This is a genomic window from Pseudoalteromonas sp. S2755, from assembly GCF_005886535.1.
In the GTDB taxonomy this organism is placed as follows: domain Bacteria; phylum Pseudomonadota; class Gammaproteobacteria; order Enterobacterales; family Alteromonadaceae; genus Pseudoalteromonas.
This window is the reverse complement of sequence record NZ_PNDS01000002.1, coordinates 1-18,601: the sequence shown is the minus strand read 5'-3', so window position 1 is coordinate 18,601 and position 18,601 is coordinate 1. Positions and strand designations below refer to the sequence as shown.

The 18,601-nt window shown below is 43.5% G+C and carries 24 protein-coding genes; 14 read left to right on the top strand and 10 right to left on the bottom strand.

The genetic code is table 11. The features are described 5' to 3' along the window. Positions 1-167: 167 nt before the first annotated feature. From rpsI to zapE, 3 genes are all read right to left on the bottom strand, one after another. On the bottom strand, positions 168-560 hold the full coding sequence (gene rpsI / locus CWC03_RS00700; RefSeq protein ID WP_161796706.1) for a 30S ribosomal protein S9: 393 nt from the start codon (positions 558-560) through the stop codon (positions 168-170). 8 nt (positions 561-568) lie between these two features. Next, entirely contained in the window at positions 569-997 is a 429-nt protein-coding gene (rplM, locus tag CWC03_RS00695) for a 50S ribosomal protein L13 (protein WP_010376694.1), read from the bottom strand. Positions 998-1,350: 353 nt separating this feature from the next. After that, positions 1,351-2,439, bottom strand: a complete 1,089-nt coding sequence (gene zapE / locus CWC03_RS00690; RefSeq protein ID WP_138580174.1) for a cell division protein ZapE — start codon at positions 2,437-2,439, stop codon at positions 1,351-1,353. Between the two features lie 123 nt (positions 2,440-2,562). Between zapE and CWC03_RS00685 the strand changes: the two genes are divergently transcribed. The 3 genes from CWC03_RS00685 to CWC03_RS00675 all read left to right on the top strand — a co-directional run bounded on the left by CWC03_RS00685 (position 2,563) and on the right by CWC03_RS00675 (position 5,668). Next, positions 2,563-3,018, top strand: coding sequence for a Z-ring associated ZapG family protein (locus CWC03_RS00685; RefSeq protein ID WP_099030731.1), 456 nt, complete (start codon positions 2,563-2,565; stop codon positions 3,016-3,018). 115 nt (positions 3,019-3,133) lie between these two features. After that, positions 3,134-4,486, top strand: a complete 1,353-nt coding sequence (locus tag CWC03_RS00680; RefSeq protein ID WP_138580173.1) for a DegQ family serine endoprotease — start codon at positions 3,134-3,136, stop codon at positions 4,484-4,486. 102 nt (positions 4,487-4,588) lie between these two features. Next, positions 4,589-5,668 (top strand): trypsin-like peptidase domain-containing protein, encoded by a 1,080-nt coding sequence (locus CWC03_RS00675; RefSeq protein WP_138580172.1) that lies wholly within the window; start codon positions 4,589-4,591, stop codon positions 5,666-5,668. A gap of 65 nt (positions 5,669-5,733) precedes the next feature. Here the strand turns inward: CWC03_RS00675 and murA are convergent, their stop codons facing one another. The 7 genes from murA to CWC03_RS00640 are packed head-to-tail and all read right to left on the bottom strand — an operon-like array spanning position 5,734 to position 10,390. After that, positions 5,734-6,993, bottom strand: a complete 1,260-nt coding sequence (murA, locus tag CWC03_RS00670) for a UDP-N-acetylglucosamine 1-carboxyvinyltransferase (protein WP_138580171.1) — start codon at positions 6,991-6,993, stop codon at positions 5,734-5,736. Between the two features lie 12 nt (positions 6,994-7,005). After that, positions 7,006-7,263: a BolA family protein gene (locus CWC03_RS00665; RefSeq protein WP_010605927.1), complete on the bottom strand. Its 258-nt coding sequence runs from the start codon at positions 7,261-7,263 to the stop codon at positions 7,006-7,008. Positions 7,264-7,268: 5 nt separating this feature from the next. Further along, the gene (locus CWC03_RS00660) at positions 7,269-7,574 is read right to left on the bottom strand and encodes an STAS domain-containing protein (RefSeq protein WP_039492913.1); all 306 of its coding nucleotides are present in this window, start codon (positions 7,572-7,574) and stop codon (positions 7,269-7,271) included. Further along, positions 7,561-8,247: an MlaC/ttg2D family ABC transporter substrate-binding protein gene (locus CWC03_RS00655; protein WP_138580170.1), complete on the bottom strand. Its 687-nt coding sequence runs from the start codon at positions 8,245-8,247 to the stop codon at positions 7,561-7,563. Before CWC03_RS00655 ends, CWC03_RS00660 begins: the two co-directional genes overlap by 14 nt. Before the next feature lie 2 nt (positions 8,248-8,249). Further along, positions 8,250-8,795, bottom strand: a complete 546-nt coding sequence (gene mlaD / locus CWC03_RS00650; protein WP_138580169.1) for an outer membrane lipid asymmetry maintenance protein MlaD — start codon at positions 8,793-8,795, stop codon at positions 8,250-8,252. Positions 8,796-8,807: 12 nt separating this feature from the next. After that, positions 8,808-9,587, bottom strand: coding sequence for a lipid asymmetry maintenance ABC transporter permease subunit MlaE (gene mlaE / locus CWC03_RS00645; RefSeq protein ID WP_138580168.1), 780 nt, complete (start codon positions 9,585-9,587; stop codon positions 8,808-8,810). Between the two features lie 2 nt (positions 9,588-9,589). Then, positions 9,590-10,390, bottom strand: coding sequence for an ATP-binding cassette domain-containing protein (locus CWC03_RS00640; protein WP_171040185.1), 801 nt, complete (start codon positions 10,388-10,390; stop codon positions 9,590-9,592). 174 nt (positions 10,391-10,564) lie between these two features. Here CWC03_RS00640 and CWC03_RS00635 point away from each other — a divergent pair, with 174 nt between their 5' ends. The 11 genes from CWC03_RS00635 to CWC03_RS00585 are packed head-to-tail and all read left to right on the top strand — an operon-like array spanning position 10,565 to position 18,316. Further along, complete coding sequence (locus CWC03_RS00635; RefSeq protein WP_138580167.1) at positions 10,565-11,524, top strand: calcium/sodium antiporter; 960 nt, start codon at positions 10,565-10,567, stop codon at positions 11,522-11,524. A gap of 9 nt (positions 11,525-11,533) precedes the next feature. Beyond that, entirely contained in the window at positions 11,534-12,505 is a 972-nt protein-coding gene (locus tag CWC03_RS00630; protein WP_138580166.1) for a KpsF/GutQ family sugar-phosphate isomerase, read from the top strand. Further along, entirely contained in the window at positions 12,505-13,056 is a 552-nt protein-coding gene (gene kdsC, locus CWC03_RS00625) for a 3-deoxy-manno-octulosonate-8-phosphatase KdsC (protein ID WP_138580165.1), read from the top strand. Before CWC03_RS00630 ends, kdsC begins: the two co-directional genes overlap by 1 nt. Then, positions 13,053-13,607, top strand: a complete 555-nt coding sequence (gene lptC / locus CWC03_RS00620; RefSeq protein WP_138580164.1) for an LPS export ABC transporter periplasmic protein LptC — start codon at positions 13,053-13,055, stop codon at positions 13,605-13,607. Before kdsC ends, lptC begins: the two co-directional genes overlap by 4 nt. After that, on the top strand, positions 13,597-14,139 hold the full coding sequence (gene lptA, locus CWC03_RS00615) for a lipopolysaccharide transport periplasmic protein LptA (protein WP_138580163.1): 543 nt from the start codon (positions 13,597-13,599) through the stop codon (positions 14,137-14,139). The genes lptC and lptA overlap by 11 nt, the downstream gene beginning before the upstream one ends. After that, complete coding sequence (gene lptB / locus CWC03_RS00610; RefSeq protein ID WP_010605934.1) at positions 14,139-14,864, top strand: LPS export ABC transporter ATP-binding protein; 726 nt, start codon at positions 14,139-14,141, stop codon at positions 14,862-14,864. Before lptA ends, lptB begins: the two co-directional genes overlap by 1 nt. A gap of 46 nt (positions 14,865-14,910) precedes the next feature. Continuing rightward, positions 14,911-16,410, top strand: a complete 1,500-nt coding sequence (locus CWC03_RS00605; protein ID WP_138580162.1) for an RNA polymerase factor sigma-54 — start codon at positions 14,911-14,913, stop codon at positions 16,408-16,410. A 29-nt stretch (positions 16,411-16,439) separates the two neighbouring features. After that, positions 16,440-16,727, top strand: a complete 288-nt coding sequence (gene hpf, locus CWC03_RS00600; RefSeq protein ID WP_010376661.1) for a ribosome hibernation promoting factor — start codon at positions 16,440-16,442, stop codon at positions 16,725-16,727. A gap of 1 nt (position 16,728) precedes the next feature. Next, complete coding sequence (ptsN, locus tag CWC03_RS00595; protein WP_138580161.1) at positions 16,729-17,187, top strand: PTS IIA-like nitrogen regulatory protein PtsN; 459 nt, start codon at positions 16,729-16,731, stop codon at positions 17,185-17,187. Further along, on the top strand, positions 17,180-18,046 hold the full coding sequence (rapZ, locus tag CWC03_RS00590) for an RNase adapter RapZ (protein WP_010605937.1): 867 nt from the start codon (positions 17,180-17,182) through the stop codon (positions 18,044-18,046). The genes ptsN and rapZ overlap by 8 nt, the downstream gene beginning before the upstream one ends. Further along, the gene (locus tag CWC03_RS00585) at positions 18,047-18,316 is read left to right on the top strand and encodes an HPr family phosphocarrier protein (RefSeq protein ID WP_099030720.1); all 270 of its coding nucleotides are present in this window, start codon (positions 18,047-18,049) and stop codon (positions 18,314-18,316) included. Positions 18,317-18,601 lie beyond the last annotated feature (285 nt).

Genomic DNA, 18,601 nt, shown 5'->3' with positions numbered 1-18,601 from the left:
TATTATATTTATTGAACTTTTTTAACTCGACGCGATATTTTTGAGCAAATACGCAGAATAAAACGAACTAGATACTTCGTAAATACGAGAGATTGATATGCATAGGAGATGCTAAAAACAAAAAACCCAGCATACGCTGGGTTTTTGAATTCTTGAAACGTAATAAATTAACGCTTAGAGAACTGTGTCTTCTTACGTGCTTTCTTAAGACCAACTTTCTTACGCTCAACTTTACGAGCATCGCGAGTAACAAAGCCAGCTTTACGTAGAGCTGGACGTAGAGACTCGTCAAACTCCATTAGTGCACGTGTGATACCGTGACGGATAGCACCCGCTTGACCAGTTGTACCACCACCTGCAACAGTGATGTATAGATCAAACTTTTCTGTCATTTCAACTAGCTCTAGAGGCTGACGAACAACCATGCGAGAAGTTTCACGACCGAAGAACTCTTCTAAAGAGCGCTTATTGATTACGATGTTGCCAGTGCCTGGGCGTAGGAATACGCGAGCACTTGAACTTTTACGACGACCTGTACCGTAGTATTGATTTGCCATGATAGTGCTCCTTAAATGTCTAGAACCTGAGGCTGCTGTGCAGCGTGGTTGTGCTCGTTACCAGCGTAAACTTTAAGTTTACGGAACATTTCACGACCTAGAGGACCGCGAGGTAACATGCCTTTAACCGCTTTCTCGATGATCATTTCAGGCTTTTTAGCTTGAAGTTTCTCAAAGTTGATAGACTTAAGGCCACCTGGGTAACCAGAGTGAGCATAGTACATTTTGTCCTGAGTTTTATTACCAGTTACAGTAACTTTCTCAGCGTTGATTACGATGATGTAATCACCAGTGTCAACGTGTGGAGTATACTCAGCTTTGTGCTTACCGCGAAGGCGACGAGCGATTTCAGTAGCGATGCGACCTAAAGTTTTACCTTCAGCGTCAACTACGTACCAGTCACGTTTTACAGTTTCTGGTTTAGCAACAAACGTTTTCATTATAAAAATCCAAAGTTTTCAATTTTAAAACCACAGGCAGTCCTTGGACTACCGCTCTACTTGTATTTGCTTTAACCCCTTCGAGTTTAAGACTTTTATGCCGCTCAAGTCAGTGGCTAAGCCGACGAGGGCAATAGAACGCAACGTGGCAGGCCGCGGATTATAGCAAGCCTTCTGGGTGAAAACCAGCGCTTGGTGCTTTTTTCTACAAGAAAATCTGAAGAATTTCGAAAAAAATAGAAAAGGCAAAAAATCCAGCGAAGTGACGACGTGTACGCGACAAGAGCTCGTTCAAATAGGATGTTTACAACCCCCCCACCGAACAAGCCCTCTTAACAAAAAAGTAATTGCCGTTAGGCTAAATGCTCTCTTGCTAAGTATTCATGGGACTGCATTTCTTGCAAACGGCTTATGCAACGTTTGAACTCAAAATTCAGTGTGCCATCGGTATAAAGTTCAGTAATAGGCGCCGCCGCCGAGATGATAAGCGTCACATTTCGCTCGTAAAATTCATCCACAAGCGCTATAAAACGTCTTGCAGCATCATCGTTTTGCTGGCCCATTTGCTTCACATTAGACAAGATAACGGTGTTATATAACCGGCTGATTTCCATGTAATCCACTTGCGAACGAGCGGTTTCACATAGTGCAGGGAAATCAAACATAACGATACAGTCAGACACCATTCGAGTTTGGATCATCCGGCCTTCAATCTCAATTGCTTGGCCAGCGGTACCCGGCTCTGGAGACAATTTGTTAAAATAATCGAATAAGTTTTCATCAGCTTGCTTATCAAGCGGACTGTGAAAAATTTCCGCTTGTTCCAAAGTACGTAAACGATAGTCAATACCCGAGTCTACATTAACAACCTCTGTATTGGCCTTTACCAACTCAATGGCAGGTAAAAATCGAGCTCGCTGCAGCCCATTTCGGTACAGTTCATCGGGGATTATATTAGAAGTCGCTACCAATACTATTCCACGTTCAAACAGCGCCTGCATTAATCCACCAAGTAGCATGGCATCGGTGATGTCTTGGACAAAAAACTCATCAAAACAAATAAGATCAGTTTCTGATTTAAAAGTGTCGGCTATGCTTTCCAGCGGATTTTTTACGTCTTTGAGCTTTTTCAATTCTGCGTGAACACGATGCATAAAGCGGTGAAAATGCACCCGCATTTTGCGCTCCATCGGCAACGCATCGTAGAAAGTATCAACTAAATAAGTTTTTCCACGCCCTACTCCCCCCCAAAAGTATAAACCCTTCACTTTTGGTTGCTCAACTTTGCCAAACAAGCGTGAGAAGAAACTTTGTTTAACTGGTGGCTGATTGACAAGGTCGTCATACAGTCGCTGTAAATGCTTTACGGCATTTTCTTGCGCACTGTCATATTGAAAATCATCACGTTGTAGGTCTTGCTGATATTTTTCCCAAGGCGTCATCGACTTAAATATTTTTTTACGATTTGTTTGTAGGTTATATTAACACGACTGTATTCACAGCGTATATTTAACTCTAACAGAGTTTTAATTTTATTTGCCGTTGAGGCACACAGGGAGAAACCTATGACTACCGTTACCTGGCTTGGATTACTGATCATTGTTGCCATTGCTGCATTCTTTTTAGGTGGCTTTGTAACGAAAAAGCAGTTCAAACACGACGAACTGGAAGTGCAAGCACAGCAAGCTAAACACGACCTTGAGCAATATCGTCAAGACGTATCAGATCACCTGGCTAGCACCAAAAAGCTGGTAAATAAAATGCAAGATAGCTATCAGCAGTTGCTTACCCACGTGGAAGAAACGAATCAGCTACTTACGCAGGAGCGTCCATCTCATCCTGCTGATCCTTTTTTCTCGAAAGAGACCACAGAACAGCTACAAGCTTCTCTTCAAGCACGTCCAGAGAGAAGACGTAAGCAAGATCCAAGCTTTGAGGCGCCACCAAGTGATTATGCAGAGGGTGAAACTGGGTTGTTTTCTGGTCAAAAAAAAGAAAGTGAGCAAATTAAAGCCTCTTGATGAAACTTTTTGTCGACCCCATAGTCTTTAAAAGGAGTTATTGATTACTAATAAGAGGCTAGTTATCAGCCTCTTATGACCTATATTAACGCTAATAGCGGAGTACTTCACGACTATGAAATTTAAACTATCTTTGTTATCGGCCGCTTTACTTTCTTCTAGCTTATTGCTGTTACCGCAGCAAAGCATGGCCAAACTTCCTGTTGCCGTAGACGGCCAGCAACTGCCAACGCTAGCGCCCATGCTAGAAAAAGTAGCCCCCGGCGTTGTTAGTATCCAAGTAAAAGGCGCTAAAGAAGTGCGTCGCCGCGTCGACCCTTTCGATTTTTTCTTTGGACAACCGCAGCCACGTAGTCAAAAGCGCCCTTTTAGTGGCCTCGGCTCAGGTGTCATCATCGATGCAGATAAAGGCTATGTCGTTACAAACAATCACGTTATTGATGATGCAGACGAAATGCTTGTCACTTTAAAGGATGGCAGAGAGTTTGAGGCTAAATTAATCGGTAGCGACGCCGAATCTGATATCGCATTGCTACAAATCGATGGCGAAGACCTAACAGAAATAAAACTCGCTAATTCAGACAAGTTGAGAGTGGGTGATTTTTCCGTTGCTATTGGTAACCCATTTGGATTAAGTCATACAGTCACCTCAGGAATAATCAGCGCACTAGGCCGTAGCGGCTTAAATATCGAAGGCTATGAAGACTTTATCCAAACAGATGCAGCAATCAATCAAGGTAACTCAGGTGGTGCATTAGTTAACTTAAACGGCGAACTCATTGGTATCAACACTGCTATTTTAGGCGCGTCAGGCGGTAACGTCGGGATCGGCTTTGCTATTCCGTCAAACATGATGAAAAACCTAGTGGACCAAATTGTTGAGTACGGAGAAGTTCGTCGTGGTTCATTAGGTATTTTGGGTCGTACCTTAGATGCAGGTCTGGCTAAAGCACAAGGCTTTGATGTTAAACGCGGTGCTTATGTCATGCGCGTGGTGGAAGATTCAGCAGCAGACAAAGCGGGTCTGAAAGCCAATGATGTCATTGTCAGCCTAAACGGCGACGACATTGAAAGCTTCAATGAACTCCACGGTAAAGTAGCTACGATGGGTGAAGGTCGTGAGGTACGACTTGGTGTCTACCGTGATGGCAAAACTAAGTTTATCGACGTAGAGCTTGGTGGTAAGCAAGAAGAGCAGGCTAACGCTGAGGATGTACATCCAAACTTACGAGGCGCGGTACTTGAGAGTGGCGAGCGCAATGGCAATGAAGGTGTCGTTATCACATCCATAGAGCCTCGCTCACCAGCAGCACGTGTTGGACTTGAAGAGGGCGATGTGATCATGCAAGTGAATCGAAAACGCGTCACTAGCGTTAAAGAAATGTCTAAGCTAATTAATGGTATTAAAGGCAATATAGTACTTGGGATTAAACGCGATCGGGAGACGGTTTTCTACCTTATTCAGTAACCAGATCGACAAATATTAAAAATGAAACACAGCGAAACTTGTCGCTGTGTTTTTTTTTGTGTCATTATTAGCAGTATTAGATAACGATAAATATAAGCTCTTGTGTTCAAATTAATTAAATTCATTTTTCCACCGCTGCTTGCCGGACTAGGGATCGCTTTTATCATCATTTGGTTTAATCCTGAGCTGAGGGATAACTTACCAAAACTTGAGGCCCCACATATTCAGGCCCATCATATGAGTTTTGCTGATGCTGTAGAAAAAACGGCTCCAGCGGTCGTTACAATTTTTTCCGAGGGCTTTAGCAGTCAGCCGAGATATCAGCGTCAAAGCACGGTTAGAGAACTTGGCTCTGGCGTTATTATGAGCCGAGATGGTTACATACTGACAAACTATCATGTGGTGAATAATGCCGATCAAATCATTGTGCTTCTTCCTGATGGCCGCCAGTATAGCGATACACAGCTGATAGGCTTTGATACCATTACGGACTTAGCTTTATTAAAAATTCCAGCTGAGAATTTGCCTGTCATTCCTATCGATAATGACTACTCACCGCGTGTCGGTGATGTGGTGCTCGCAATTGGTAACCCACTGAACATTGGACAAACCATTACGCAAGGTATTATCAGTGCAACAGGAAAACAGACACTCACTGAAAGCCAGTTCAATAATTTGCTGCAAATGGATGCGGCAATTAATGTTGGTAACTCGGGTGGTGCCGTTGTCAATTCAAATGGCGCGCTTGTTGGCATTACCTCAGCACAGTTTCGCACGCGTTTGAATATTGATATCCAAGGTATCTCTTTTGCGATCCCTTATGATCTTGCACTGGACGTCATGCATAAACTCATTATGGATGGCAGAGTGATCCGAGGCTATCTCGGCTTTAGAGGCACGCCAGTTGATAACACAGGTAAAAGCGTAACAGATCTCTACACACCAATTGTCGGCCTTGCGGTGAGCGAATTAGACCCGCTAGGCCCCGCATGGCAAGCAGGCATGAAAGAGCACGATATTGTGGTTAAAGTAGGTGAAGAGCCTGTGACTAATCCGCAAAGGACATTAAAGACAATTGGCAATACCGCGCCTGGCACTAAACTCGAGTTTGAAGTACTCAGAGGTGGTCAGCGCCTCACCATTACGGTGGAAGTCGCTGAACTCGAAACAGGGTTATATTAGGCAAAAAGATTAAGCAAAAAGCGTCCCTCAGGACGCTTTTTCGTTTTTTATTCGGAACATTAAGCTCAGGTTTTCCGGCGCTTTATATTTGCACCTAAACGACTTAGCTTATCTTCTATCTTCTGATAACCCCTATCAACGTGATAAATGCGATCGACTATGGTTTCACCTGTTGCAACAATCCCCGTTAGGATAAGACTCGCGGATGCCCGTAAATCTGTTGCCATTACCTGCGCACCAGATAACGCCTCTGTCTCACCACAGATTGCAGTGTTGCCTTCTAAACGAATATTCGCGCCCATACGCTGTAGCTCTGGCACATGCATAAAGCGGTTTTCAAAGATAGTTTCTGTGATTGTCGCGCTACCTTCAGCCACCACATTTAATGCGGTAAACTGAGCTTGCATGTCTGTTGGAAAGCCAGGATGTGGCATGGTTTTAATATTAACGGCTTTCAAAGCGCGTTGACGCATATCCACATAAATACTGTCTTCACTTACCTCAACAATAGCATTGGCGGCGCGTAGCTTTTCAAGCACAGGTTCAAGACTATGATAATCCGTGTTTTTACATAGTACTTCGCCTTTTGCCATTGCCGCAGCAACCAAAAAGGTCCCTGTTTCGATGCGATCAGGAAGGATTTTATGCTCACAACCATTAAGACGTTCAACGCCTTCTATCTCAATTCGACTAGAGCCTGCACCATTGATCTTGGCGCCCATGGCAACTAAGCATTCCGCTAAGTTAATAATCTCAGGCTCTCGCGCAGCATTGTCTATCACAGTTTTACCATCGGCGAGGGTTGCAGCCATCAGTAAGTTTTCCGTTGCACCAACGCTGACGGTTTCCATAAAGATCTCGGCGCCCCGAAGGCGACCCTCGGTTACCGCATGGATATAACCATTCTCGACTTTGATCTTAGCGCCCATTTTCTCAAGGCCTGAAATATGCAGATCGACAGGACGAGCACCAATAGCACAGCCTCCAGGTAGGGATACTTGCGCTTGACCAAATCTTGCAACTAACGGGCCTAACGCCAGTACCGACGCACGCATTTGCTTAACGAGTTCATAAGGTGCAAGCACGCTATTTACCGTTGCACCATTGATTTCTAAGATATCGCCATCCCACTCAACTTCAGCGCCCAGTGTTTTTAATAAGGCTTCAGTGGTACCAATATCGCGTAAGTGCGGTACATTGGAAAAACGGCTTTTACCATCACCAAGCAGAGCGGCGAATAAAATAGGTAGGGCTGCATTTTTAGCCCCAGAAATAGTGACTTCACCGGCTAAAGTGGTGCCACCTTGGATAACAAACTGATCCATTGCGGCACTCCGTTATTGTGGAAGAATAAATTTGCGCTCTTTTTGCCATTCATCTGGTGTGAATGCACGAATACTAACAGCATGCATAGTGCCGTCTTTAATAGTATCCATCAGTGGGCCATAGATCAGCTGTTCTCTTTTCAGCCTTCTTAATCCGTCAAAACATGTTCCAACAGCAATGACTTCATAGTGACTACCATTAGCTTTGACGATTATCTCGTCAAGCGATAGTGTATCTCTCAATAAAGTTTCGACTTGATTTGTTTCCATTAGACTCACTCAAATAGGGTTGTCACCTGTCCCAACTCCATTAAATTTTGCAGTTGTTCAGGTGTATTTTTCAGCTCGAGACGAATGTCGCGCTGTTTCAATTGACCTAAAGAGTGAATTAACCAAGCTAAGCCCGCGGTGTCAACCCTTGTCACCTCAGAAAGGTTAAAATAGACGGTTGATTGTGCATTTTTCAACACTTGAACGATGGTCGACTGTTTCAGTGCGCTTGGTAAACTCGCTCTCGTAAGTTCACCAGTTAACACGATTTCACCTTTACTTTCGGTGAATGAAATACTAGGCGTCACCATCATCCCCTCTAAATTGCACCGGAAGCTTGCTCTTTTTATCTAACAGTTGGATCACATGTTCAATACCTTGCTGGCGCAAAATACCATGTAGTTCCGATTGTTTGGCATCGAGTAAACTAATGCCTTCCGCCATCATGTCAAAAGCTCGCCAATCGCCGTCTTGACCACGTCTCACTTTAAAATCAATTTTGATATCTGGCTTTCCAGGCTCTACAATTTTGGTCTTAACCACCACCACACCCTCGTTCTCAAATGGGCGGTGCTCACCAAACTCTACTTTCTGATCTTTATATTGAGTAAACACACCAGCATAAGTCGCTACCAAGTAATTTTTGAATACCTCAATAAACTCTCTAATATGCTCGACAGCAGCAGCTTTCTCCTCTTTACTTTCAATGTTGCGAACCGTTTGAATATAAGAACCTAATACACGATACGCAGCATATTTGTAATCGATGTAAGGCAAGAGTTCTTTTTCCACGATAACGCGTAGGTGCTCTTTGTCTTTTTCAATGATGTTTTGCTCTTTCGTAACACGCTGAAAGGTTTGTGCCGCAACTTGCTCTACCATTTTGTATGGATCGCTTGAATCCACTTCTTTCGCCTGTAGCAATGCGGTAGCCATCAATGCTACAAACAACACCAGACATTTCGCATAGATGTTTTTTAACATATTTACTCGCTCCCTTGATTAAATAGGAACTGACCAATTAGTTCTTCTAATACCAGTGCCGATTTTGTATCTGTGATCATGTCACCGTCTTTTAGCGCTTTTGTTTCCACACCAAAAAGAGACTCAAGATCAACGCTATCTTCACTCGTTACCTCCTGACCAAGGCATTTTTGCTTCGCAGATTCAGCAGCAATAACGGGAGAAATACCTAAGTATTGCTCTCCCAAAATGCCCGAAGTCAAAATCGAAACCGACGACGTATCGGAAAACTGACACTCATAGTTTCTATCTAAACTCATTGAAACTACCGGCACGAACTCTTGTGGATGGATGTGAATTCCATCAACACGACCAATCACAACCCCACCCACCTTAATTGGGGCGCGGGTTTTCAACGAACCTATATTTTCGAACTTAGCATGCAAAGTATAAGTTTCACCATTGCCGCTTAAGCCTGAATTAGCTACCTTTAGCGCCAACATAACAAATGCAGCAATGCCCAATGCCACGAACAACCCAACTAAAATTTCTATTTTCCGTGTATTCATTTTTAAAACCTTTTAACTTGAGAACATAACCGCTGTTAATACAAAGTCAAAGCCAAGTACAGCCAGTGAAGAATGTACTACCGTCTCTGTCGTCGCTTTACTTATTCCTTCTGAAGTAGGAATACAGTCGTAGCCTTTGTATAGCGCGATCCAAGTTACTAATAGTGCAAATACGAAACTCTTAATAAGACCATTTAAGATGTCTTGTTGAAACGACACTTGCGATTGCATAATTGACCAGAAGCTACCTGAATCTACACCTAACCAATCAACCCCTACCAAGTGTGCGCCTAAAATAGCGATCGCAGAAAATATCAGTGCGAGTAACGGCATACTAATAAAACCGGCCCAAAAGCGAGGAGCTACAACGCGCTTAAGCGGGTCTATCGCCATCATTTCTAAACTAGATAATTGCTCCGTAGCCTTCATCAAGCCGATTTCTGCAGTTAACGCACTGCCCGCGCGCCCTGCAAATAAGAGTGCGGTTACCACAGGACCCAGTTCTCTGAGTAAACTCAAAGCAACCAAAGGCCCTAGGCTATCTTCGGCGCCATATCCAACCAACACGGTATAGCCTTGTAATGCCAATACCATGCCGATAAATAAACCTGACACCATGATAATCAACAATGATTGATGACCAACCATGTAAAGTTGCTTTATCAACAGCGGCGTGCCTTTTCGGAAATTAGGTAAGCTGCATAGCGCCCCCAAAAGCATCGTTGTGGCACGGCCAAGCGCAGCAAAACGACTGAGGGTTTTGTGGCCTAGTTTTTGTAAAAAGTCGACCATACTCACTCTCCTTGCAACAGCGCTTGCTGATAATCAGGCGCTTTAAAGTGGAATGGCACAGGTCCATCCGCAAGGCCCTGTAAGAACTGCTGCACTAATGGCGATTCATGTTCAAGCATCTGCTCAGGGGTTCCTGTACCAATCACACCTTGCTCAGCAATAATAACGACGTGGTCAGCAATACTCAGCACTTCAGTAACATCATGAGTGACTATCAGCGACGATAATCCCAATACTTCATTCAGAGACTTAATCAAGCGAACTAGAACGCCCATGGAGATCGGATCCTGACCAGCAAACGGCTCATCGTACATAATTAATTCAGGGTCAAGCGCGATAGCACGCGCTAGGGCAGCACGTCTTGCCATACCACCAGAAAGCTCCGCTGGCATTAAATCTTTTGCACCACGAAGACCAACGGCTTGGAGCTTCATCAACACCACTAAACGGATTAACTCTTCAGATAGTTCAGTATGCTCGCGTAGGGGAAAAGCCACATTGTCGAACACACTCATATCGGTAAACAAAGCGCCACTTTGAAATAACATGCTCATGCGCGTTCGAGCTTGGTATAAAGCTGCTCGTGACATGTTAGGGATGCTGTTTCCAGCAAAAACAATATCACCGCTATCAGGCTTAAGCTGACCACCGATCAAACGCAACATGGTGGTTTTACCAATGCCGCTCGGCCCCATTATTGCGGTAATTTTGCCTTTTGGTACGGAAAAGCTCATGTTTTTGTAGATGATCCTTTCACCCCGAGAGAAGGTTACATCCTTGATTTCTACAATTGATTGCGACAAGTCGCTCTCCAGATCCAGACTATATTCATCCAAGTATGATACTTTTTTTTCAAACAAGATGGAAAATCGTTTTGGTAAAATTTTGTAAGTAGTGAAATGTAACGGTTTGCTTATACTTTCCAGAGCGCTTTTGGTAGTATCTATCGAAATTTTAATCCTATTGGCTAGAGGTTCATGGTTTTATCGTTTGTTATTCTCATTCTTGGCTTCATTGCACTGGTTTGGAGTGCTGACCGCTTTGTTTTTGGTGCGGCCGCTCTTGCACGAAACTTTGGAGTACCGACATTAATTGTTGGTTTAACCATCGTGGCCATGGGATCTTCAGCACCGGAAATGATGGTTGCTGCGCAAGCCGCTCTTGCAGATAAAACAGACACCGCCGTGGGCAATGCCATAGGTTCTAACATCGCCAATATCCTACTCGTTTTAGGTCTCACCGCGTTATTAAGGCCACTCTCCGTAGGCTCTGGCATTTTGCGTCGCGAAATGCCGCTGTTAGTCATCGTTTCATTGGCAGCTTGGTATATCGTTAGTGATAACCACTTTAGTTTCGTAGAAGGTGTTTTGCTATTAGTCGGTTTCGCCGCTTTTCTTCTTACACTTATTATTATCACCAAGCGTGGTGGTGGAGATAATGATGACCCGTTTGTAAGTGAAGCCTGTGAAGAAGTGCCAAATAATATTCCAACTCAAAAAGCCGTTTTCTGGTTAATTGTGGGTATGATTTTACTACCTATTAGCGCGGACTACCTCGTTGGCGCTGCGGTTGATATCGCCAAATATTTTGGCATGAGTGACCTGTTAATAGGACTAACTATTATTGCCGTTGGTACTAGTTTGCCCGAGCTTGCAGCTTGTGTTGCTGGCGTACTTAAGAAGGAAGACGATCTGGCGCTTGGCAATATTATTGGTTCGAACATCTTTAATATATTGGCAGTGCTATCAATTGCCGGGATCATTAACCCATCAGTCCTCGATGCCAATATTGCGTCACGTGATATCTTTATTATGCTTGGCGCGACACTGCTACTTATTCTAATGAGTCTCAGCTTAATAGGTCAGCGCCGCATCAACCGCTTGGAAGGCGGCATACTTGTCGCAAGCTTCGTCGGTTATATTTATTACATCATTTAAGGAAGCCTTGTGACAACGAACCCATTTATTGACTCTGCAAATCAAGTGTTTGCTACTGAACTTGCAGCAATAGAAGAAGTGCAACAGTTTGTTGATCAGCAATTTGCAAAAGCGTGTGAGATTATGTTTGGCTGCCAAGGCAGGATCATCGTGATTGGCATGGGTAAATCTGGCCACATCGGTAATAAAATAGCGGCGACGCTCGCAAGTACCGGCAGTCCTGCATTTTTTGTTCACCCAGGTGAAGCAAGTCACGGCGACTTGGGTATGATCACCAAAGATGATGTGGTTTTGATGATCTCCAACTCAGGGGAAACCCAAGAGGTGATCTCAATCCTACCGGTGATTAAGCGTCTAGGTGCCCCGGTAATCACCATGACGGGCAACCCGAGTTCTACGATGGCTCGAAATGCAACGGTCCATCTTTGTGTCAAAGTATCAAAAGAGGCTTGCCCATTAGGGCTAGCACCCACCGCCAGCACCACAGCTACGCTAGTGATGGGTGATGCGCTCGCGGTTGCGCTGCTTGAAGCCAGAGGCTTTACCGCTGACGATTTTGCGCTTTCCCACCCTGGTGGTAGCTTGGGAAGACGTCTACTTTTAACCGTTGCTGATGTCATGCATCAAGGGGATGCAATCCCTATGGTCAATAGTCACTGCACAGTTAAAGAAGCATTATTTGAAATGTCAGCTAAGAGCTTAGGTATGACGGCAATCGTAAATGAAAGCTCGCAATTACAAGGTATTTTTACCGATGGTGACTTGCGCCGTATTATCGAACAAAAGGTCGATATTCACACCACCCCAATCACGCAAGTAATGACGGCTAAAAGTACGACGGCACGCGCCGATATGCTCGCAGCTGAGGTGCTTAATATCATGGAAACCAAACGGATTAACGGCTTGATTGTGGTGAACGAAAACAACATACCGGTTGGCGCCTTGAATACGCAAGATTTACTTAGAGCGGGGGTGCTGTAATGCAATTTGAAGATTTATATCAGACGATTTCTCCTGAAGCTTGGGACAAAGCAAAACAAGTCAAATTATTGATTTGCGATATTGATGGCGTATTCTCAGATGGCCGTATATACCTTGGTAATAATGGTGAAGAACTAAAAGCATTTAATACCAAAGATGGGTTTGGTATTAAAGCCTTGGTTGATTGTGGTATCGAAGTCGCCGTTATCACAGGTAGACATTCACAAATAGTTCAGCAACGCATGACTAGTTTAAATGTAACTTATATTTACCAGGGCCAAGAAAATAAGTTAGTGGCATACGATGAACTGAAGACTAAGCTCAACCTTAGTGATGAGGAAATTGCATATATTGGTGATGATGGTCCAGACCTGCCTGTAATGGAACGAGTCGGTTTTGCCGTTGCCGTCAATGATGCACACCCTCTTGTTAAACATATCGCCCATTACACGACCTTGATGTCTGGTGGTTTTGGCGCCGTAAGAGAATTGACTGATCTTCTAATGCTCAGTCAAAATCACTTATTGACTTCCAAAGGATCAAGTACATGACCGTAATACGTGTCATCTTACTCATTGTTTTCGCTTCTTTAATGGTATGGATGTGGTCGCCCATGTTTGATCCATCAGAGGCAGATCCAGCAAAAGAAGATGAACCGTTAGCTAAGCCCGATTATGTTGCAACCACGCTTCAGCAAACGACCTATAGTGAAAATGGCTTATTAAACTATCAGGTAACTGCTGATAAGATGGAGTTGTATCAAGACCTTGGCTTTAGTCACTTTGAAAAGCCCATTTTCACCTTATATAACGGTGAACAGAATTGGCAAATAAGTGCATTAGAAGCAACACTGTACGAAAACAATACCTTGATATTAGAAGGCAATGTGCTGGCAAAGAATTTAACGCCTAACGCCATGATCACCGATATCAATGCCGATAATGTAAGAGTTGAAATTAAGCAAAAATTGATGAAGTCGGAACACCCTGTCGTTATCACTGGTCCTAGTCTCAGGATCACGGGTAAAGGACTGCATGCGGATCTACAAAAGCAAGTGATCGAACTCATCAACCACACAAAGACAATTTATTATGACCAGTAAAATCATTAACAAACTAGTTTTCATCGGCTTGCTTGCAAGTTCTACTCTAGCAATTGCTGCAGAACAAAATGAAGTCATTATTGATGCTGGCCGTCAGCAAGCTCAACTGCAAAGCAACATCGGTATTTTTGAACAGAATGTTGTTATTATCCATGGCGACAGAAAAATAAATGCCGATCGCCTAGAAGTCCACCGCCGCGCGGAACTTGGCACTAACAAGCAACTGCTTGTTGCAACTGGCAGCCCAGCTATTTTCAGTGAACGTCAACCTGATGGCAATTTGCTAGAAGCTAAAGCAAACGAAATTCGTTACGACGTTGCGAAAGGCACCTTAGTCATTTCTGGCGATGCGGAAATCAATCAAACTGGGCAAAAAATTAACGCTCAGGTCATCACCTATGACATTGAAAAGCAACTGATCAGTGCAGAGCGCTCAGACCAAGAAGATTCTCGGGTAAGAACCATCCTTGTTCCTGTAGATGACAAAAAAGACGCAAAAGATAAAAAAGCGCAGGAAGAAGGTAACAATTAATGAGCGAGCTCAAAGCAACGGGTCTAGCAAAGAGTTATAAAGGTCGCCAAGTCGTCAAAAATGTTGGTTTAAGTGTTCAGGCTGGCAGCATTGTAGGCTTATTAGGACCAAATGGTGCAGGTAAAACTACCACCTTTTATATGATTGTAGGGTTAGTACCGAGCGACAAAGGTTATATTCAGATTGATGACGAAGATATCACTTTGCTACCGATGCACAGCCGAGCGCGACTTGGTATTGGCTATTTACCGCAAGAGTCTTCAATCTTTAGAAAACTCACGGTCTATCAAAATTTGATGGCGATTTTAGAAACTCGAAAAGACTTATCTAAGGTGGAAAGAGAAGCTGAACTCAATGAGTTACTGGATGAGTTTAATATTCAACACATTCGCGACTCACAGGGCATGGCATTGTCGGGAGGCGAAAGAAGACGCGTAGAAATTGCTCGCGCTTTAGCCGCTAATCCTAAGTTTATCCTGTTAGATGAACCTTTTGCTGGTGTTGATCCTATTTCGGTGTTAGATATAAAGACGATCATAGAGCACCTAAAAAACCGCGGTATCGGTGTGCTTATCACCGACCATAACGTTAGAGAAACACTGGACGTATGTGAAAAAGCCTACATCGTTTCACATGGTGAGTTAATCGCTGCAGGCACGCCAGAACATGTTTTGGCAGATCAAACCGTAAGAGATGTCTACCTAGGCGAACAATTCAAGCTATAGTTAAGACGTAGTATTAATAACTGTTAAAAAGGATTGTTAGAGATACATGAGGCAATCATTACAGCTGCGCATGGGGCAGCAACTTACAATGACTCCGCAACTGCAACAAGCCATTCGCTTGCTGCAGCTTAGTACATTGGATTTGCAACAAGAAATACAAGAAGCATTAGACAGCAATCCATTATTGGAAGTGGAGGAAGGTGATAATACTGACGGCGAAAACGCTGACCAACACGGCCAAGAAAAGAGCGGTGCTGATGACAATCAAAACTCAGGCGATGAAGCACAGGTTAGTGACTACGAGATAGACTCAGATACCGCCATGAGCAAAGACACGGTGAGCGATGATCTCGCCATGGATGTCACTTGGGACGAGTATATGAGCGCAGCTCCAGCCGCCAGCTCAGGTCCACTCCCTGATGACGATAATGTTTATCAAGGGGAAACCTCCGAATCTCTCCACGATTATCTCATGTGGCAACTTGAGTTGACCCCATTTAGTCCAACAGATAGAGCGATTGCGATTGCGATTATTGAAGCGGTCGACCTGTCAGGCATTTTAACACTCTCTTGCGAAGACATTTTAGAAAGCATTAATGACGAAGATAGTGAAGAGCCTATTGAGCTGGATGAAGTAGAAGCCGTCCTCAAACGTATTCAGCTTTTTGACCCTGTCGGCATTGCTGCGCGTAGTTTACAAGAATGCTTATGTATTCAGCTAAACCAATTCGCCCCAGATACGCCATGGATAGCCGAAACAAAAATGATCCTGACAGAGCATATCGACTTACTTGCCAGCCGTGACTATCGAACTTTGGCTAAGAAAACGCGCCTTAAAGAAGCCGATCTCAAAGAGGTCATGACGTTAATTCATAGCCTCAACCCAAAACCAGCGGCAAGCATTATTCATGAAGAGCCTGAGTATGTGATCCCTGACGTATCAGTGAAAAAAGTAAAAGGTCGTTGGGTCGTAGAGCTAAATCCTGATGCTATGCCTAAAATAAGAGTAAATGACCATTACGCTGCGATGTCTAGAACGGCGAAATCCAGTACGGATAGTCAGTTTATTCGCTCACATTTACAAGAAGCAAAGTGGTTTATTAAAAGCTTAGAAAGCCGAAATGATACTTTATTAAAAGTTACCAATTGCATTGTGCAACAACAACAGGCATTCTTTGAACATGGCCCCGAAGCAATGCGCCCTATGGTGCTGAATGATGTTGCTGAAATGGTTGAGATGCATGAGTCCACAATTTCCCGTGTGACAACACAAAAGTACATGCATACACCTCGGGGTATATTTGAGCTGAAGTATTTCTTCTCTAGCCATGTAAGTACAGAAAATGGAGGTGAGTGCTCTTCTACAGCAATTAGAGCACTTATCAAAAAGCTGATAGCTGCAGAAAATACCGCTAAGCCATTGAGTGATAGCAAAATTGCAGATATCTTAGCTGAGCAAGGAATTAAGGTAGCGAGACGTACGATTGCAAAATATCGTGAATCCCTAGCCATTCCACCGTCAAATCAGCGTAAAAGCTTGATATAAGACGTAAAACCCAAGAAGGAAAAATGCTTATGCAACTAAATCTAACTGGTCGCCATGTAGAAATTACTGACTCATTAAGAGACTATGTCACCAACAAGTTTGCGAAGCTAGAAAGGCACTTTGATCATATCAATAACGTGCATGTGATCCTTGATGTCGAGAAACTAGTACAAAAAGCAGAAGCAACATTACACGTAAACGGCGGCGAGCTATTTGCATCAACAGAGCATCAAGATATGTATGCCGCAATTGATGGCCTTATCGACAAGCTAGATCGTCAAGTTATTAAACACAAAGAGAAGCTCACTCGACACTAAGATGAAATTAAGTGAATTAGTGAACAAGGACTGCAGTAAAGCTGCGGTCCTTTTTAATAGCAAAAAGCGTATTTTAGAATACATCAGCGAACTGGCTCATAGTCAAATTCCAAATACCAGTCAGCATGTTATCTTGGACGCCTTAATGGCGCGAGAGAAATTAGGCAGCACAGGGATCGGTAAAGGCATTGCCATTCCTCATGGTCGACTTGAAGGTTTGGATAAAATCCTTGCAATGGTGCTTGTCAGCGAGCAAGGGATCCAGTTTGAAGCCATAGATAAGCAACCTGTCGATATTTTTGTCGCGTTCATCGTACCCGAAGGTGATAATCAACAGCATCTAAAGACCTTAGCGGCGATTGCTGATACACTCAAAGACAAGTCTTTTTGCAAAATGCTTAGGCAAGCAAAAAGTGACGATGAGTTATACGCAGTGATCCAAGGTGAACTTGATGAGTGATGAAGAAAAAGGACTCGAGCTTATCATTATCAGTGGCCGCTCAGGCTCTGGTAAATCTGTAGCGCTTCGAGTATTGGAAGACCTAGGCTACTATTGTGTAGATAACATTCCAGTCAATTTGCTGCCGTCTTTAGTCCGCAGTGTTTCAGACAATTATAATAAAATTGCAGTCAGCATTGATGTTAGAAACTTGCCTAAAGAGCAGGACGAGTTTAATGACATTCTTGAATACTTACCTGGTTTTGCCAAACCTACCCTGTTTTATTTAGACAGTGACGATCAAACCCTGATAAAACGCTTCTCAGAAACACGCCGTTTACACCCACTTTCATTGCATAATCTTCCATTAGATGTTGCGATAAAAAAAGAACGGGAATTGTTAGACGTATTGATCACTCGTGCCGACTTCCTCATCGATACTACAGGCCTGAGCGTTCATCAACTTGCTGAAGATATCCGTGAAAAAATCTTAGGTAAAAAAGACAAACAACTCATTATTACTTTTGAGTCTTTCGGCTTTAAACATGGTATCCCAAAACAAGCGGATTACGTTTTTGATGCACGCTTTTTGCCCAACCCACATTGGGAGCCTGAGCTTAAGCCACTAACTGGCCTAGATCAGCCAGTCAAAGACTATTTGTCGAGTCACAGTATAGTGCAAAAGTTTACTTGGCAAATTCAAACCTTTGTACAAACTTGGCTACCACACTTAGAGCGTAACAATCGCAGTTATCTAACGATCGCAATAGGATGTACAGGTGGACAGCATCGCTCGGTATACTTAGCGCAAACCATTGGCGAGCGATTTGCTAAAACCCACCCTAACGTCAAAATTCGTCACCGTGAGCAAGAGGGGTAAATGTTAGAAAATACGTTTTTAATCCAGAACAAGCTCGGTCTGCACGCTCGAGCAGCGACAGTTCTTGCTCAGTTAGCGACCCAATTTGATGCCGAAGTGACCTTATATCAAGGAGACAAAAGTGCTGCCGCTGATAGTGTCCTAGCACTGTTGTTACTTGAAAGCAGCCAAGGAAAAGAAGTACGAGTGGTTTGTGAAGGTCCTGATGCTCAGTATGCACTAGACGCCATTGGCGGACTAATAGAAAATAAATTTAATGAATCCGAGTAATCGTCAGTAAAACAATAAGGCCTGATTCATTTACTCCCTGCTAATCTCCCCCACCTCCGTAACCAAAGTGGTATAATACCAATTAATCTTAATACTTGCTCAATTTGAAGGAGCAAATCTGACGCTAACTGTGTTAAAAATTTTTCATTTAGAACAACTAAATAGCAAAATTTTTGCGTAGCTACTAAAACTATTTCCCCGCTTCAAAATAGCTCATTTACTTAATACAGCTGGTATTTGCTGTTTAGTAGTCTGTTAATGTGGCTCCTACCGCCCCGACAATTT

Coding starts and splice junctions, on each gene's coding strand:
- rplM (WP_010376694.1), bottom strand. CDS start 997: ATGAAAACGTTTGTTGCTAAACCAGAAACTGTAAAACGTGACTGGTAC.
- zapE (WP_138580174.1), bottom strand. CDS start 2,439: ATGACGCCTTGGGAAAAATATCAGCAAGACCTACAACGTGATGATTTT.
- CWC03_RS00685 (WP_099030731.1), top strand. CDS start 2,563: ATGACTACCGTTACCTGGCTTGGATTACTGATCATTGTTGCCATTGCT.
- CWC03_RS00680 (WP_138580173.1), top strand. CDS start 3,134: ATGAAATTTAAACTATCTTTGTTATCGGCCGCTTTACTTTCTTCTAGC.
- murA (WP_138580171.1), bottom strand. CDS start 6,993: ATGGATCAGTTTGTTATCCAAGGTGGCACCACTTTAGCCGGTGAAGTC.
- CWC03_RS00665 (WP_010605927.1), bottom strand. CDS start 7,263: ATGGAAACAAATCAAGTCGAAACTTTATTGAGAGATACACTATCGCTT.
- CWC03_RS00660 (WP_039492913.1), bottom strand. CDS start 7,574: ATGGTGACGCCTAGTATTTCATTCACCGAAAGTAAAGGTGAAATCGTG.
- CWC03_RS00655 (WP_138580170.1), bottom strand. CDS start 8,247: ATGTTAAAAAACATCTATGCGAAATGTCTGGTGTTGTTTGTAGCATTG.
- mlaD (WP_138580169.1), bottom strand. CDS start 8,795: ATGAATACACGGAAAATAGAAATTTTAGTTGGGTTGTTCGTGGCATTG.
- mlaE (WP_138580168.1), bottom strand. CDS start 9,587: ATGGTCGACTTTTTACAAAAACTAGGCCACAAAACCCTCAGTCGTTTT.
- CWC03_RS00635 (WP_138580167.1), top strand. CDS start 10,565: ATGGTTTTATCGTTTGTTATTCTCATTCTTGGCTTCATTGCACTGGTT.
- kdsC (WP_138580165.1), top strand. CDS start 12,505: ATGCAATTTGAAGATTTATATCAGACGATTTCTCCTGAAGCTTGGGAC.
- lptC (WP_138580164.1), top strand. CDS start 13,053: ATGACCGTAATACGTGTCATCTTACTCATTGTTTTCGCTTCTTTAATG.
- lptA (WP_138580163.1), top strand. CDS start 13,597: ATGACCAGTAAAATCATTAACAAACTAGTTTTCATCGGCTTGCTTGCA.
- lptB (WP_010605934.1), top strand. CDS start 14,139: ATGAGCGAGCTCAAAGCAACGGGTCTAGCAAAGAGTTATAAAGGTCGC.
- CWC03_RS00605 (WP_138580162.1), top strand. CDS start 14,911: ATGAGGCAATCATTACAGCTGCGCATGGGGCAGCAACTTACAATGACT.
- hpf (WP_010376661.1), top strand. CDS start 16,440: ATGCAACTAAATCTAACTGGTCGCCATGTAGAAATTACTGACTCATTA.
- ptsN (WP_138580161.1), top strand. CDS start 16,729: ATGAAATTAAGTGAATTAGTGAACAAGGACTGCAGTAAAGCTGCGGTC.
- rapZ (WP_010605937.1), top strand. CDS start 17,180: ATGAGTGATGAAGAAAAAGGACTCGAGCTTATCATTATCAGTGGCCGC.
- CWC03_RS00585 (WP_099030720.1), top strand. CDS start 18,047: ATGTTAGAAAATACGTTTTTAATCCAGAACAAGCTCGGTCTGCACGCT.